The sequence below is a fragment of the Chryseobacterium sp. KBW03 genome (genome assembly GCF_003852415.1).
Lineage (GTDB): Bacteria > Bacteroidota > Bacteroidia > Flavobacteriales > Weeksellaceae > Chryseobacterium > Chryseobacterium viscerum.
This window is the reverse complement of the sequence record NZ_QAJO01000005.1, coordinates 378,783-394,960: the sequence shown is the minus strand read 5'-3', so window position 1 is coordinate 394,960 and position 16,178 is coordinate 378,783. Positions and strand designations below refer to the sequence as shown.

General features: G+C 36.9%; 11 protein-coding genes. 3 read left to right on the top strand and 8 right to left on the bottom strand.

Going from position 1 to position 16,178, the window contains the following annotated elements; translation table 11 throughout:
* Window positions 1-4 precede the first annotated feature (4 nt).
* The 5 genes from DBR39_RS13245 to ahcY form a co-directional block, all read right to left on the bottom strand.
* Window positions 5-1,678 carry a BspA family leucine-rich repeat surface protein gene (locus DBR39_RS13245; RefSeq protein WP_185147184.1) on the bottom strand — a complete coding sequence of 558 codons (1,674 nt, stop codon included), beginning with the start codon at window positions 1,676-1,678 and terminating at the stop codon, window positions 5-7.
* A gap of 31 nt (window positions 1,679-1,709) precedes the next feature.
* Entirely contained in the window at window positions 1,710-3,011 is a 1,302-nt protein-coding gene (locus DBR39_RS13240) for a BspA family leucine-rich repeat surface protein (protein ID WP_185147183.1), read from the bottom strand.
* Window positions 3,012-3,219: 208 nt separating this feature from the next.
* Entirely contained in the window at window positions 3,220-3,612 is a 393-nt protein-coding gene (gene yiaA / locus DBR39_RS13235; RefSeq protein WP_103234617.1) for an inner membrane protein YiaA, read from the bottom strand.
* 353 nt (window positions 3,613-3,965) lie between these two features.
* On the bottom strand, window positions 3,966-4,769 hold the full coding sequence (locus DBR39_RS13230) for a hypothetical protein (RefSeq protein WP_124533809.1): 804 nt from the start codon (window positions 4,767-4,769) through the stop codon (window positions 3,966-3,968).
* 102 nt (window positions 4,770-4,871) lie between these two features.
* A complete protein-coding gene (ahcY, locus tag DBR39_RS13225) occupies window positions 4,872-6,185 on the bottom strand; it encodes an adenosylhomocysteinase (RefSeq protein WP_124533807.1) in 1,314 nt (437 codons plus the stop codon).
* Window positions 6,186-6,357: 172 nt separating this feature from the next.
* Between ahcY and DBR39_RS13220 the strand changes: the two genes are divergently transcribed.
* Together DBR39_RS13220 and DBR39_RS13215 are read left to right on the top strand one after the other, a co-directional pair.
* Entirely contained in the window at window positions 6,358-6,876 is a 519-nt protein-coding gene (locus DBR39_RS13220; protein WP_124533805.1) for a HugZ family protein, read from the top strand.
* Window positions 6,877-7,034: 158 nt separating this feature from the next.
* A complete protein-coding gene (locus DBR39_RS13215; protein WP_124533803.1) occupies window positions 7,035-7,649 on the top strand; it encodes a 4'-phosphopantetheinyl transferase family protein in 615 nt (204 codons plus the stop codon).
* On the opposite strand, the gene DBR39_RS13210 is transcribed toward DBR39_RS13215, so the two are convergent.
* Complete coding sequence (locus DBR39_RS13210; protein ID WP_124533801.1) at window positions 7,630-9,894, bottom strand: FUSC family protein; 2,265 nt, start codon at window positions 9,892-9,894, stop codon at window positions 7,630-7,632. The two genes, DBR39_RS13215 and DBR39_RS13210, sit on opposite strands and share 20 nt — an antisense overlap.
* Before the next feature lie 214 nt (window positions 9,895-10,108).
* On the opposite strand from DBR39_RS13210, the gene blaCHM reads away from it, so the two are divergent.
* The gene (gene blaCHM, locus DBR39_RS13205) at window positions 10,109-10,867 is read left to right on the top strand and encodes a CHM family subclass B1 metallo-beta-lactamase (RefSeq protein ID WP_124533799.1); all 759 of its coding nucleotides are present in this window, start codon (window positions 10,109-10,111) and stop codon (window positions 10,865-10,867) included.
* 80 nt (window positions 10,868-10,947) lie between these two features.
* On the opposite strand, the gene porV is transcribed toward blaCHM, so the two are convergent.
* Together porV and porU are read right to left on the bottom strand one after the other, a co-directional pair.
* A complete protein-coding gene (gene porV, locus DBR39_RS13200; protein WP_124533797.1) occupies window positions 10,948-12,111 on the bottom strand; it encodes a type IX secretion system outer membrane channel protein PorV in 1,164 nt (387 codons plus the stop codon).
* 59 nt (window positions 12,112-12,170) lie between these two features.
* On the bottom strand, window positions 12,171-16,073 hold the full coding sequence (gene porU / locus DBR39_RS13195) for a type IX secretion system sortase PorU (protein ID WP_124533795.1): 3,903 nt from the start codon (window positions 16,071-16,073) through the stop codon (window positions 12,171-12,173).
* Window positions 16,074-16,178 lie beyond the last annotated feature (105 nt).

The following is a 16,178-nucleotide window of genomic DNA, read 5'->3' as shown; positions in this document are numbered from 1 at the left end:
AAGATTATTTTTTGATGAATTTTAAATTCTGAATATTCTCTTTTGAATAAAGCTGTAAAATATAATTACCAGGAGTTAATGCTTGGATATTAATCTGTTCATTCACCACATTTCCATGTAAAACAATTCTTCCGCTTAGATCCATAATCTTAAAGTCTTTTGCATTGGAGTTTTTCACATAGATAATATCGGTAGCAGGATTAGGATACAGATTGATTTCACCTTTCACCTTTAGATCAGAAGTTCCAAGGAGAGATTGGCATTCTCCGTTATAAGTATCTCCGCTAATGGTCCAGCCCTTACTGTTGATTAAATAATTTCTTGCCGTTACCGCCGCATTATGAGAATAGGTAAGAGGTGAAACCGAAGACAAATTGATATTATCAGGAATTGAAGGATTCTGGCTCCAGCCATAAAGAGTGCTGTCATAATTCTGGCAGTTCAGTGCAGAGTTTTTAAACATATTGGAAGCATAAATCAAAGAACTCAGATCCCAGCTTCCTAAATTTTGGTTAAAGACAATTGCATTATTGAACATGTTGTTTGTGCTTTTTACTAAAGCCACATTCCATTTTCCTATATCCTGATTGAATTTTTTGGCTCCGTTGAACATATCCTGCATCCATTCTACTTTTCTTGTATCCCAGTGAGAAATATTACTGTTGAAGTTCTCTGCATTACTAAACATGCTATTCATAAATTTCACATTTTGGGTGTCCCAGTTGCTGATATCCTGGTCAAAAGCCCTTGCATTCAAAAACATATTATTCATTTCTATAATCTGCGAGGTATTCCAGTTTCCAAGTGGTTGATTGAAGTTTGAAGCATTTGAAAACATGAATTCAGCATCAAGATTATTAGACATATCCCAACTTCCAATAGGTTGGTTAAACTCCTTAGCCATACTAAACATTGCTGTAGTGGCAGTTACTTTAGAGGTATCCCAGTTGTCTAATGGCTGGTTGAAAAGCTTTGCTACGTTGAACGTTACTCCCATCATAGTCACATTGGAAGTGTTCCAATTTCCAACCGGCTGATTAAAGACAAAACATCCTGCAAACGTTCCCAGCAAAGTAGTGACACTAGCAGTATTCCAGTTGTTGATACTAGGGTTTCCAACTAAATCATAACATCCTGAAAACATGTAAGACATATCCGTTACCATCTTCAGATCGGGAATGTCAGTTGCGGTGAAATCTAAAATTTTGCACGCCTGGAACGCCTGTTCCATAGAAGACCACTGAATAGTTCCCCATTGTTCTACCAATAGTATTTTATGAACATCTCCTACAATTGCGTCATAATTTAGCATATCCCAGTCTGCAAATCTTATCTGATGAAAATTTCCGTTTCCGTTACTTACCTTTATCCGATAAGTAGCATCTGACGGATTGGGATTTTGTGGGGCTCCGAAATCGATCAAGGTCTGATAGGCAGAAGTCACATTCGTTAAAGTAGCATTGTGAGAAGGATAGCCTATCTCTTCCCAATAGATCTGGTAATTGGTTCCTCTTCCGGGAAACCAGATCTGATTATTGTTTGAGTTTACAGGAATTCCTGTATAAGCATTGGGAGGAGGGGGCAGGCTGGGCTTCCACACCGTAATGAATTCATGTTGCGCTTTTGCCACGAATATCAGCAAAAGGAAAATGAGCATCGGAATTTTTTTTAAAATCATGATTAAAATTTTATAGTGATTGGTTTTACGGTTATTTTTTAATGAATGGGAATGAATGAATTTTATTCTTGGTAACCACCTGCAGGATGTAATTTCCCGGAGATAAAGACCTGACAGGAATTTCATCATTTTCCAGGCGGTCTTTGACAACAGTTCTTCCGCTCATATCGGTGATGATATAACGTACTGTATTCGGAATGTTTTTCAGGTGAATATTATCTTTGGCAGGGTTGGGATAGATGAAAGCTTTATTGCTAATCTCCATTTCAGAAGTTGAAAGAGTCTGATTACATAGCGCATTATAAACATCCCCTGATATAGTCCAGCCTTTAGAATTGATCAAATAATTTCTTGCGGTAACTGCATCCGGATGAGAATATACTATTGGAGAAACACTGGATAGGGTAATATTATTAGGTGTTGATGAATTCTGGCTCCATCCGAAAAGTGTTTTGTCATAATTCAGACAGCTCATAGCAGAATTGAGAAACATATCATTAGCAGTTACCAGTGAGCTGAGGTCCCATTTTCCCAGATTTTGATTAAAAGCTGTATGATGAAACATTTCGTTCATATTGGTAACACTGGATATATTCCAGTTTTGAATATCCTGGTTGAAATTCTTAGCCTCATGAAACATATGCTCCATGGTGGTCACTTTCGATGTGTTCCATTCGCCGAGAGGCTTATTGAATGCTGTATTATCAAACATAAACGACATATCTGTGACATTGGCCGTATTCCAGTTTCCTAACGGTTGGTTGAACTGGTCAGCATCTCCAAACATATAATACATATCTGTAATGGTAGAAGTATCCCATGTATTGAAAGAAGGATTGCCTACCAATGCTGTACACATATAAAACATCTGATTCATACTGGTTGCCATGCTCAGGTCAGGAGCATCAGTTGCTGTCACGTCCATAAAGTTGCAGAATACAAAAGCGTTGTCAAAACTTTTCCATTTTATATTTCCCCATTGAGCAATTTGGGTAAATTTTATTCGGTCTGCAGCATTGTAAACAGGGACTATTGTACTGTCGTAGAACCTTACCTGATCAAAGCTTCCATTTCCGTTGCTGATTTTGATTTTATAGCTGACTTGGGATGATTGAGGATTCAAAGGAGTGCCTAGATTGATGATGAATTCCTTAGTAGAAGTTACATTATTCATCGTTCCATTGTGTTGTGGATATCCGACCTCTTCCCAGGAAACCTGAAAATTGGTTCCTCTTCCCGGAAATGTAATTTGTTGTGCGTTCTGGGTTTTCCAGATGGTGATAAATTCATTTTGCGCTTTTGCCGTGAATATTGACAAAAGAAAAATGAGCATTGGGATTTTTTTTAAAATCATGCTTATTGTTTTATGGTATTAGTTTTTCATGGGAAAAATAGAAATAAAGAATATTTTTAATGATATCTCTATTTTTTTCGATATAAATATAATAAAAATTTAAAATATTTATGATGTTTTTCGTGTTTGTTTTGAATTTTGTTTATTCTGATAAAATAAAAAACTCTCCATTTTGGAGAGTTTTACTTTATTCCTGAATCATATTGTCCCTGGTATTTTTCTGGACTGCAATAGCTCCGAAGAGAGCGAGCAAAAATGCAAAGGCATAAAATCCTTTTTCACTTGGAAGGATGGTTGCATTCCAAAGTCCTATGGCTAATAGTATAATGGATGATAATGTAGCAAACCAGCAAATGCCATAATAAATATCGGTTACCTGAATATTTTCTAATCGGTCTCTTACTGCTTTCTGCAGAGAAACAACGGCAAATAAGCCATAAAGAAGGATGGTGAAATAATATCCTTTCTCATTCAGAAGCATTTCAGCCCTCACAAGACCCACGATGAAACCGATCATTCCGGCTCCCAATGCTACCCAAGATGCAGCGATGAATGCATTCGAGACTTTTTGTTTTTTCATGTATTTACTGTTTTATTTAAGGGGCTAAGATATTCATTTTTTATAAATAGAGCTCTAACAGAGGGAAAATATGGGCAAAATACGGTAGAGATATTCATTAATTTTTGGCTAAAGCCAATGGACTTTTATTGAATAGTAAAAACGGACTAAAGTTCATTCCTATTGAATGTTTATAAGGTTGAACGAAAATTGATAATTCATAATTCTTCCCTAGCCCCGATAGCAGCGGTTACCCCGGAGCAAGAGTAGGAGAGTTGCAGAGGTAAGATGTGGGAAGGCTATGGCGTGAGGAGTATGAGCGGATAGCGGGATCAGCTCATAAAAAAAACTCCCCAAATTGGAGAGCTCTTATCTTATTGAGTAATATATTCGTAATGGTACTGAACGGAAAGTTTTCCGTCGCTACCTATTCCTGTAGCCTGAACAGGAAAACCTGCATTGTTGTATTGTAAAGTGAAAGTAGTGGTTTCACCTGCTTCCCAGCTATTGCTGATTTTGGTACTGCTTTTATCTTTTGTATAGTTGTTTTTACTGAGAATATCTGCTCTTCCCATCATAATTCGCAGATACTTGTTGGTATTGGTATAAGGGTTTAGTTTACTATCAGAAGTATATTCTTCTTTATAAGTTGAGCTGACCGTGCCTGGTGTTGAGGTGATTTCCGTTGAAATATTTTCTCCATCATAAGTATAGGAAATAGTTCCCGGATTATTACAATTTTCAGAAAAGCAATTGGTAATATTGATAAGCTGGTCGTTTGAATTATAGGTGTAGTTTGTGGTTCGGGAAGATGAATTAGCGTAAGTAGCCTTAATCTTATCCAGTTGTCCCCCCTGATTGTAATAAAATACGGAGGAATATGAAGGCTCTTGTTTGTTATTAAAAAAGGTAGCTTTTGTCGGCTTACCATTGAAATATTCAAAAGTGGTTACTAATCCTTTATGCAGAGATTTTATAAGTTCTCCCTTACTATTATATTCGAATGTTTGCTCAATCGTCTCAGGTTGTGAAGGATTATCATAATAAGTGGTGGTAAATTTACTCAGTAATAGTTTTTTCTCAGGTTCAAGGTTGGTATCATCATTACTGCTGCTGCAGCTGTTAAAGAATACTGCAACACTTATACTTATAAGTATCGGAAATAAGTGATTTTTCATGCTTTTTTTAGCCGGCAAACATACGGAATAGCTCATAATATTATATGAAAAAAATCCCACTATCTTAGAAATAGTGGGATAATATCATGTTTTATATAGATCCTAGTATCTGTAGTATTCAGGCTTGAATGGCCCTTTTACGTCTACTCCGATATATTCAGCCTGCTCAGGAGAAAGAGTTTCCAGCTCAACGCTTAATTTCTTAAGGTGTAAAGCAGCTACTTTCTCATCTAAGTGCTTAGGAAGCATATATACTTCGTTTCCATAAGCAGCAGAGTTGTTCCATAATTCGATCTGAGCCAAAGTCTGGTTTGAGAAAGAGTTAGACATTACAAAACTTGGGTGACCTGTAGCACATCCAAGGTTTACCAATCTACCTTCTGCAAGGATAATTACTTCTTTTCCTTCAATAGTATAGATGTCAACCTGAGGCTTCACTTCAGATTTAGTCTGACCATAGTTTTTGTTTAACCAAGCCATATCGATTTCATTGTCGAAGTGACCGATGTTACAAACGATAGCTTTATCTTTCATTTTAAGGAAATGCTCCCCTCTAACGATATTGAAGTTACCTGTAGTTGTGATAACGATATCAGCATTATCTACCACTGTATCTAATCTTTTTACTTCGTAACCGTCCATTGCAGCCTGAAGCGCACAGATGGGATCGATTTCTGTAACAGTAACGATAGAACCAGCTCCTCTGAATGAAGCAGCTGTACCTTTACCTACGTCTCCGTATCCGCAAACTACTACTCTTTTTCCAGCTAACATTACATCTGTAGCTCTTCTTACTGCATCTACAGCAGATTCTTTACATCCGTATTTGTTGTCGAATTTAGACTTAGTTACTGAATCATTTACGTTGATAGCAGGCATTACCAAAGTTCCGTTCTTCATTCTTTCGTACAGTCTGTGTACTCCTGTCGTAGTTTCTTCAGAAAGACCTTTGATATCTTTTGTGAATTCAGGGTATTTATCAAAAACCATGTTTGTTAAATCTCCACCATCATCCAAAATCATGTTTAATGGCTTTCTGTCTTCACCGAAGAATAAAGTCTGCTCAATACACCAGTCAAAATCCTCTTCATTTAAACCTTTCCAAGCATAAACCGGAATTCCAGCAGCAGCAATAGCCGCAGCAGCGTGGTCCTGTGTAGAGAAAATATTACAAGATGACCAGGTAACTTCAGCTCCTAAAGCAACCAATGTCTCGATAAGCACAGCCGTCTGGATAGTCATGTGAAGACATCCTGCGATTCTTGCTCCTTTCAGTGGCTGAGAAGGTCCGTATTCTTCACGGATAGACATCAAACCAGGCATTTCTGCTTCTGCAAGGGTAATTTCTTTTCTACCCCATTCTGCAAGGGAGATATCCTTAACTTTGTAAGGAACGTATTGTGTTGTAGTACTCATATGTAATGAATAGTTTTTAAATTCAATTGATAACGAAAGGCAAAATTACGATTAATAATTAAGATATAAAAACGGCAAAATTAAGTTCAGGTTTATGAGATTAAACATGAGTTAATATTATTTAGTCTTAATATAAATAGTTAATTTTAGCGGATAAAAAAATATATATATTATGAATCATACTCATACAGAAAAGAGTGCTAAGCCTATTGCTCCAAAAGTACAGGAGCTCATCAATGCTTCCAAAAGTATCATCCTGGCTACGGTGGATGCTGAAGGAATTCCTAATTCCAGCTATGCCCCTTTTGTACAGGTGGAACAGACGTTTTATATTCTGGTATCTTTCATGGCAAAACATACAAAAAACCTTGCTGATGGAAGAAATGCCTCTATCATGTTTATTGAAGACGAATCTGCAACCAAACAGATCTATGCCCGTGAACGTCTGACTATTGAAGCAGCACCTTCTCAAATTGAAAGAGATTCTGAAGTATGGAATGAGGTAGTGGCTAAACTTAAAGAAACTCACGGAAAAGTAGTGGATGTCATTTCCGGAATGGGAGACTTTATTTTAATTGCTCTGCAGCCTGTAAAAGGATCTTATGTGAACGGATTTGGAAGTGCTTATTTTGTAGATGCCAATCTTGACATTGTAGAGCATAGAAATGATGCGAATCACCAATCTAAATAAATAAGCTGGGAGCTGGAAGAAGGAGGCTTAAGGTTTATAAAGATTAATCAAACAAAGAATTTATTTTTATAACGAGTAGCAACTTCCATCCTCCAGCTCTCATCTTCCTATTTTTTGGAAGTGGTTTCTTTTTAGTATTTTTGTCCAATAAAAAAAGAATGCCCCTTTACAGAGATTTTTCAGATGATAATGCCACGATCCTTGTTTGGAAATATGATGAGGATGAAGAGCTTGATATCAACGACCTTCTGGAGCCGGAGAATGCTGAAAAGGTGAAAGATTATCATCCTAAGAAACTCCTTGAAGTACTGATGGTCCGTAAACTTCTGAAAGGACTAAAACCTCATTCTAAAATTTTATATAAAGAAAGAGAACCTTTTCTTTCTCCCAACGATGCGGAAATTTCTATTACGCATTCTTTTCCTTTTGCTGCCATAGCCATTTCTAAAAATAAAATAGGAATTGATGTCGAAAAATTCAACCCTAAGATTTTAAGGGTAATCGATAAATTCACCTATGAAAATGAACGCGGATTCATTCCCGAAGATAAAGCCGATACTTTTTACACCATTATATGGAGTGTAAAGGAAAGCATGTACAAAATTCATCACTCAAAATATTGGTCTTTAAAGAAGAATTATGAGGTAAAGCCTTTTGAGCTGAAGCACCTTCATAAAATAAGCTGCCGTGTATATGACGATCAGTTTTCAGATGAATTCAAAGCCAGGGTAGAATTTTTTGATGACTACTGTTTTACGATTGTGGAGGAGTAGGCTCTGTTTCATTTTTATATTTTTCGATGACCTTTCTCTGTTCTTTTGCTACATCATAGATCAGCTCCAGAATATCGTGGATATTTTTAAGCTCCGTCAAATGTGATATTTTATCAGGATCTCTTCTGTCAACAATGTCATTTTCTTCAATCTCGGTTTTTCTTTTCAACAACATATCTTCAATGGAAGAATCTTCCGGCTCAAGACGGCTTTCCATTTTCAGGGTTTCGTTCACGTCATTTCCGTTGAGAAGGGTAGAGGTTTGCTGCATTTCTGCTTCAATCTTTCTGCTCCAGCTTTCAGCATCTATTTCAGGATATACCTCATTACTTTTTGCATATTGAGATAACGAAGCAGTATAGGCTGTGATCAAATGGGAGGTTGCCACAAACTGATGTACTACTTCCAGTTTTTTCTGCTGATTTTTAGGATCAGAAATCATTCTCTGAAAATTATCGGAAAGATTGGCCAAAGAAATGATGGCATTTTTTCTTTTTACTTTATACTCCTCAAGGTCAAAATTTCCCTGTAAGAATTTAGAAATTACACTCTGGAAATAGATAAGGTTGTCTGCGGCAGACTTTTTCATCAGATCCAGATTTTGGGTATGTTCCCAGACCGGCAATACAATATAAGACACCACAAAAGCAATGATTCCTGCAATCGCTGTATCAACGATTCTGTCTTTAAAAATGATATTAACCTTTCCTGGATTTAAAAAATTAAAACTCAGGAAAACATAAATAGTCATGAATAATACCGCCCAGAAGTACCGTCCTTTCAAAAAGCTGAAACACATGATCATACTGACAAGCAGAATAGCCAGTAATACTCCGTTAATATGGATAAAATGCAGAATAACGTAAGCAATCGTTGCTCCGGCAATGGTTCCATAGAGACGAAGAAGATTTCGCTGTTTTGTAATGGAATAAGCAGGTTTTAAAATAGCCGTAATGGTAATTAATATCCAGTAAGTATGCCCCAGTCCCAAAAGATCGAACATAGAAAAAAGGTACCCCAACAATAAAGCGGTTGTAATTCTTATGGCGTGACGGAAATGGGAAGATGATAATGAAATATTATTTCTTAAAACCTTGGCATTCAATTTAGGCTCATTAGGCATAAATTTTTTCAAATCTAATCCTGTGGATAAACTCTTCGCCAGTTTTATATTCTGAGAAAATACTTTATAGATCTCGTTGATTTCTTTCGTGATTTCATAGATACGCATCAGGATCTGACGCAGGATCATGAAATTTTCCAGGTTGTCGGAAGACAGTTGTTTATTTCTAAGCTCGAAATAATTATAATTTAAGTTCTTTAATTCCAGTTCCAGATCAGACAGTGGTTTTGCTCTGGTTCCACTTTGAAGGGCGATTCCTATATTGGTAATCTCTTCTGCCAAAAGATTGAGATAATCATGGATATTCACCAGAATCATACTGTCTTCGAAACTCTGCTGCAGTTTTTGATAGTCACTTTCAGAAGTCATCAGCTTTTCATGAAGGTCCATGGAATTCAGGAACATCAGCATCAACAAACGGCTGGTGGTTGTCGATTCATTGACGATGGTTCTCGTTTTAAAAACCGTTTCCCGGGTATCTTCCTGCAGGTTTTTTATTGCAATCTGTTTCGCAATCACCTGAGTGGTCAGTTTGTTAAAATCTGGATTCTTCTGGTAATAATTGGCTTTAATCTTTAAAAACTCAGCCAGCTGAAGATAATTCTCTCCAATCATCTGGCTCGCCAGTTTATAAGGACGTATGGTGGTTACGATAAGGAATATGAGTAAAAACCAAATACAGCCTGAAGCAAAGATCAGCAGACTTTTAAAGATATTACTTCCCGTAAGATGCCCGTCAATAAAGATAGCAAGCACAACCAGGGATAATGAGCCTACAGCAGCCAATCTTTGACCATAAACCCCAATGAGTGAGAAAAACATCCCGAATACGATAACCTCAAGAAGAACCAATAGCTTAATATTCATCACAAGACTTGCAATGAGTGCGACAAAAACAAAACAGAAGATCGCAAAGGTAAGGGCATTTCTTCTTCGGATAAATGGGCCGGGCTGATCCGTAAGGGCTACAAAGCTGGTTCCGAGAGGGAAGAGGAAGTATTCTTTCAAAATCCCGAAGTGGGCGAGGACTAGACAAGGCAGAACAGTAGCTAATGTAATTCTGATGGCAGAATATACATACTGACTGGTTACAAATTTTTTTAGTTCCGCCGAATAGTTCATATTACAAAAATAGCTATTGAATTTAAGAAAAGCGCCATAAAAAAGAGACTTTTGTAAACTTAAATATTATATTTTTTTAATGAGCGTTACTGAGTGTTTAAAAATAAACACACCAACAAAAGTGGATTGAGGATTCACTTTAACATTTTCGCTGACAAATCGTGTTTTATGAATTCTTACCTTAGCTTATCTCAACTCTTAAATATTCAGGCTCATGAAAATTAGTATTAATAATATAGTTGTCATTTTATTTTCTTTCATTATCCTAAGCTGCAGTTCACGGAATAAAGATCCTTTTAAAGCAAAAGAAATTTATAAATCCAATACTCTGATCATTACTCAGATTTCAGAACATTCTTTTATTCATACTTCCTTTAAACAAACCAATGATTTTGGAAATGTCCCTTGTAACGGATTGATTGTAAAAGATCATGATGAAACTATCGTTTTTGATACTCCTACTAATGATAAAAGTTCCGAAGAGCTTATTAAATGGATTACTGAAAAACTCCATGCAAAAATCAATGCGGTGATTCCTACTCATTTTCATGATGATAGTTTAGGTGGATTGATGGCATTCCACAAGCATAGTATTCCTTCTTATTCATATGCTAAAACAATTGAATTGGCCAAAGAAAATCATTTCGTCATTCCTGAAAACAGTTTCAATGATGCAGTTGTTCTGAAAGTAGGAGATAAAGAGGTTACTGCAAAATTTTTTGGGGAAGGCCATACAAAGGATAATGCAGTGGGGTATTTTCCAAGTGAAAATATTCTGTTTGGAGGCTGTTTGTTGAAAGAACTTGAGGCAGGCAAAGGATATTTGGGAGACGCCAATGTTTCTGCGTGGTCCAATACCGTTGAAAAAGTAAAAAAAGAATATCCCAATGTAAAAATCGTCGTTCCTGGACATGGGGATTATGGGGATGGAAGACTTCTTGATTATACCATTCAATTGTTTAAAGGTCAATAGTCAATTGTTATTATAAATAAATTGACAAAAAAAAGCCTCATTACAATGTATGAGGCTTTTTTGTATAGCTTTTGCTTTTTTTAACGATCGTTATTGGATGTTTCTTCTCCAATGTTCCAGGTAAGACCGAAACGAAGAGTATTATCCAATGCACTGTTGATTTTAGACATATTGATCAGGTAAGAAAGATCAAGTCCGAAAGAACGGTATTTTAGTCCAACACCCGCTGTTGCAAACTGTCTTGCTCCCTGCTCTTCACTTTCATGGAAGTAACCTCCTCTTACAGAAAAAGCATTGTCATAAGAATATTCTAAAGCACCACTGTACATGATACTATTTTTGTTTTTGAAAGATTTTCCGATACCAGCCATTGGCCCTACGTTAGGGATTTGATAAATAGGCTGTCTTGTATTAGGGTCTATTCCTGCATACTCAGATCCAGGAACCAAAAGTTTTGAACCTTCTACAGAGATTCCTACTCTATTCATATCATCCAGGTACATGTCATATCCAACCCCTAATCTTGCCATAGTCGGAAGATAAGATCTTGATTCTTCATTTCCTGTATAATCCAGTTTCGGACCTAAGTTCTGAATAGCCAAACCTGCATTTACCTTCCCATCATATCCACCAATACTGGAGAATCTTGGAGAAGTATAGTATCCTGAAACGTCTACTGCAAAACTGTTTGCAGCCTTAAGTGTAGTATCTGTGTTGAAACCTCCGGCTAAGTCTGAACGGATGAATCTACCGGTAACAGCACCAGAGAATGAATCAGAAAGCTTCAAAGCGTAGGCAACGTCAATTGAGAATTCGTTTGGTTTTGATGTACCCATTGATGCAATTTCTGTACCTACCAACTGAGTCAGGTCTACCTGTCCCATATTGAAATAATAGATACTTGCAGAAATTGTAGATCTTTCTTCCTGCCCCAGGAACTTGTGGAACGAAGCATATAATAAGAATACATCATTGGTAAGTTTTCCCATGTAAGGTGTATAGTTAAGACCTACGGAAGAACTTGTTCTGCTGAAAGGATATTTAGCCGCATTCCAGAATTGAGAAAATGCATCCGGAGAGGTTACCACCCCTTGATCTCCCATACCTCCCGATCTCGCATCAGGAGCAATTCTTAGGAAAGGAGCTCCGGTAAGAACTGGGTTTACTTTACCTAAATCTTGCGAATAGCCTAAAAAACCAGCACTCAAACCAAATCCTAAAAGCAGTTTAGTAGTTAAATTCATATGTTGTCTTTTATATATTATCAGTTTTTTGTTAATATTATTGTCTATGTATTATTTAATTATTTCAAAAGTACCATTTTTTCTACAGCTGTAGCACTTCCTTTGCATTTTTCTTGATTTTGACTTTTTGCAAATATCTTAAAAATATACGTACCTTTTGCAACAGTAGCCCCAAAATCATCTCTTCCGTCCCATTCTATTGCCTGACGAGGGGTTCTAAAGCCCTGTAGGAACGGTTCTGCCACCACAGGTTGTGATAAAGTTCTTACCAGTCTTCCCGTTATTGTATAAATCTGTACGTTCACATCCAGAATATCATCACAATTGTGTTCAAACTGAATATATGTTTTATTAGTAAATGGATTTGGCCAGTTCAGCGGACGGTTGATCGTCAGGTGTTGGTCGGATTCATCCTTAACTTCAAAATTTAACGTAGCACTTGTTGAATTATTGTTTATGTCCCAAACTTTAAATGTCAATTGGTGTTGTCCGATTGACATATTTCTGAAAGGATAGGTAACATTTCCTTTCTGATAGTCGGCAAGACTTGGGTTTAAACATCCGTTTCCTTCTCCCGGAGCATAAAAATCATTCAAAACAACAGTATTGATAATCTGCCCGTCAAGGTATACGGTAATATCGTGACCGACTCCTGATCCGGTTGAATTAATTCCTGTATCATCCGTAAGACAAGCCAGAAGCATAGGGTTCTGATTGGTAATTCCGCCATCAGCAAAGTTGGTGTTATTCATATACAGTTTTACCTTTGGCGGCTGGTTATCATTAATTCCGTTAGGGTTGATATCACCTACCTGTACAGCCTGATTGTTGAAAACATCCGTAGATTTGTTGTCTGCGTAGGCTAGTATTCTTCCTTGACCTACTGCGTAGTTGATGTCTTTAGGGACGTAGAATTCGGCAGTAAATACACCGTTCACAGCAGTTCCGGCGGCTTTTACAATGGCGCTTCCTTCTTCAGTATAATCTAATACAGGAGATAAAACTCCATTGTTATTTAAAGTTTTCTTATTTAATCTCTTATCGAAAATATTGATGCTGACCTTTCCGTTGAAGGTACTGTTCAATGTTCCGTTCGTATTATTGACGTGTCCTTTTATTTTAACAAAATCCAAACCTCTGATCAGTCCCGGAACTGGTGTTTCGATATTATCAATGATCAGAAGTCTTTGTGGTCTGCTCAGTTTCATAGCAGGGTCACCCAATAAGTTTACCTTTAAGTGATTATTGTTGGGACCCTTTTGCTTTTTAGCAATTAAATGAGCATTTCCTAATGAGTTGAAATCATCGTTGGTAAGCTTAAATATATTTTGAGTCAATGTATTGGTAAAGTCACGTCCGTAATCTACCCCAATGGCACGGCTGGAAGTAATCATTGTTGATGCACCTCCCTGTTTCATTTTAATAAACTGTTCTCCTACAGAGTTGGTTGAAGGCTCATCCCATAAAGTAAATTCACAGGTGATGGTAGACACAAACGGGAATCTGCTGTATACATTGGAGAAGTTATTGGCATTCTGAACCTCAGTACTTGTCAATACTCTTTCCTGTGCCCAACCGTTGATTCCTCCATGTCCGAAATAGAAAAGATATAAGCTGTTTCCGATAGCGTTGGAAATAGCCTGGTTTACCTGCGGATATCTTCGACCTCCGGATGTACTCTGAGCGGTAAAGGCATCCAGGTATAATTTTTTAACATTATATTCTTTCAGGTCTACCTGGCCAGGTTGTTCAAATATACTAACCAGAGAGTTGTTCATGACATTGTGGAAAGGACTTCCTCCTTCATTATTATCATCCACTACAAAGTCAAGTCTCATACGCCAGTCTCCGAAAGGACTTGATTGTCCCTGAAGAGAATTATAATAAGCCAGCGTTTTATTGATCATATCTCCGGCTTCACTGGTATTCGCGGCAGGAATTCTACCCACTGGCAGATCCGGTAAATTATTTTCAATTAATAATGTAGTCTGCGGCTTGGTCATTACAATATAATCATCCGTTACAAATGATGATACATAATCTGAAGACTGCTCACTCTGGTAGCTGGCAACAACGTTTGTATTATTCGGAACCCTGTTCTTATAATCAAATGAGGCATCCCCCAGAATAAATACATACTGAAGTCTTCCAAGAGGAGTATTTAGCTTGCTTACGAAATCTCTTACAGCAGTAAGGTCTTTGCTTCCACTGCCATATTCTTCATAGATCTTGTTAACATCTACAATTTCTACCTTATAATTATGATTGGTCTGATGGTAGCTGGCAAGTCTTTGTGCCTGGCCCATCATTTCAGGTACAGTAAGGATAAGGTAATCTACATTTTGTAAAGCAGAAAGATTCTGATTTGAAATTCTTCCTACAAACTGAGGACTGAAAGCAGCATCAGCACGGAAAGCCACAAATTCATTATTGAAATTCTGATCAGCAGCAGTATAGGCAAAGTTGAAAGAGCCGGCTCCTCCTTTATTAACCCTTTTAGTAGCATTTGTAATATCCGTTACATCCCATACCTGTTCAATATTAGCAGCGTTGCTAATGCTGAAACCATAATCTGTATTGCTTCCACTTACAATCGAATAATCTCTGAAATTCATCTGTGAACCATTGAAAGCCAGATTTTCCTTATACTGAACTTCTACATAATCAAAATAGAAAGTTCCGTTAGGGTTTTTAGAAATATCAGGGTTCAAAACCATTGTAATCTGGTTCCCGGTAAGATTGGTAAGAGAACCTGTATAGGTTACAGGATAGAAGGTATACTGATATGTTGATGTATCTGAAGGGATTATTTGCAGCGGGTGCGGATTTAAATTATTGATCTTAAAATCAATCGTATTCTGTTGTGAATTATAAGCTATCACCTGTGCTCTGTATCGTACAACATCATTTGCCTGTATGGGCGAATTGGTAGCAAGCGTTATTGTTTTTTCATTGTTGAAAGGAGTGTCTTCTACCCATGTTCTACCCACTTTCAACAGGTTTTTCTGATCCTTGTTGATCACCTGATAATTGTCGTATCTTGTAATTACCTGGGCCGGAAGAGTTCCATCAACCGTCGGAACCCTTTTACCGGAACCTTTGTCAAAGTTGATATAGTAATAAGAGAAATCCTCATATATATTTTTGACATTATTGCTTCTTTCGCTGAATCGGGTATCCTTTCTTTTAAAACCATTTCCATTGGAAGTATCATAAAGATTGTATCCATCAGGTCCCTGTGCATAGAAAAGAGCATAATCATTATCATTCCATACGCCGTCATCTTCACCCACTACCTGAATAGCGTTTTCCTGTAAGGCTCCGTATCTCGCATCCTGGTTAAACTCAGGAAGCATTACCCCCCCGTTTCCATAGATTCTGAAATTTTTAGGATTTACAGAACCAGGATTGATTCCGTTATCTTTTAAAAATTGAGAGGTAATTTTGAATACTCCGGATTTGTCTACTTTTATTTTGTAGAAATTCCCACTTGATAATGGGTTAATGTTGGATCCTATTTTACTGACAGTACCTGTAGTATTGACAAATGCGGAGGCTTCTGAAACATTAAATGAGGATAATCTCTGAACACGGCCTTTTACATTTTTGAATAAAGCGATACTCACACTTGCATAGCTGTCTCCATCTAAAGTATAATAGGCAACATCTGCCACATCATAATTGGGAAGACTGCCTTTATCAAGTTCAAATAAATCCTGATTGGAAACGTTTTCCCAGACAAGGTCTGAAATTTTTAATTGCTTTTCTCCAATTTTTTGCTTGGTTACTATAAAAACGTTATTTTGGTTGAAAGAAAAACCTTCATTTTTAAAATTTGGAAGATTCAATTTTGTGTCACCAAAATCCTGAATTTTAGAGCCACTCCATTCTATGGTGTTTCTCTGGGCGTAAAGTGTTGATGCAAAAGCGATTAAAGATAAAAGCGTAATTTTTCGTTTCATGTTTACTATTGAAATTGCTAAATTACAAAATAAATGAAAATTTTAGAATTAAATTGCGATACAATAAAATTAATTTGTTAACGTTTTTCAAAAAAATCAAATGTT

What these genes read in the sequence shown, in the direction of transcription:
- DBR39_RS13245 (WP_185147184.1), bottom strand. Translation starts at nt 1,678, where the DNA reads ATGATTTTAAAAAAAATTCCGATGCTCATTTTCCTTTTGCTGATATTC.
- DBR39_RS13240 (WP_185147183.1), bottom strand. Translation starts at nt 3,011, where the DNA reads ATGCTCATTTTTCTTTTGTCAATATTCACGGCAAAAGCGCAAAATGAA.
- yiaA (WP_103234617.1), bottom strand. Translation starts at nt 3,612, where the DNA reads ATGAAAAAACAAAAAGTCTCGAATGCATTCATCGCTGCATCTTGGGTA.
- DBR39_RS13230 (WP_124533809.1), bottom strand. Translation starts at nt 4,769, where the DNA reads ATGAAAAATCACTTATTTCCGATACTTATAAGTATAAGTGTTGCAGTA.
- ahcY (WP_124533807.1), bottom strand. Translation starts at nt 6,185, where the DNA reads ATGAGTACTACAACACAATACGTTCCTTACAAAGTTAAGGATATCTCC.
- DBR39_RS13220 (WP_124533805.1), top strand. Translation starts at nt 6,358, where the DNA reads ATGAATCATACTCATACAGAAAAGAGTGCTAAGCCTATTGCTCCAAAA.
- DBR39_RS13215 (WP_124533803.1), top strand. Translation starts at nt 7,035, where the DNA reads ATGCCCCTTTACAGAGATTTTTCAGATGATAATGCCACGATCCTTGTT.
- DBR39_RS13210 (WP_124533801.1), bottom strand. Translation starts at nt 9,894, where the DNA reads ATGAACTATTCGGCGGAACTAAAAAAATTTGTAACCAGTCAGTATGTA.
- blaCHM (WP_124533799.1), top strand. Translation starts at nt 10,109, where the DNA reads ATGAAAATTAGTATTAATAATATAGTTGTCATTTTATTTTCTTTCATT.
- porV (WP_124533797.1), bottom strand. Translation starts at nt 12,111, where the DNA reads ATGAATTTAACTACTAAACTGCTTTTAGGATTTGGTTTGAGTGCTGGT.
- porU (WP_124533795.1), bottom strand. Translation starts at nt 16,073, where the DNA reads ATGAAACGAAAAATTACGCTTTTATCTTTAATCGCTTTTGCATCAACA.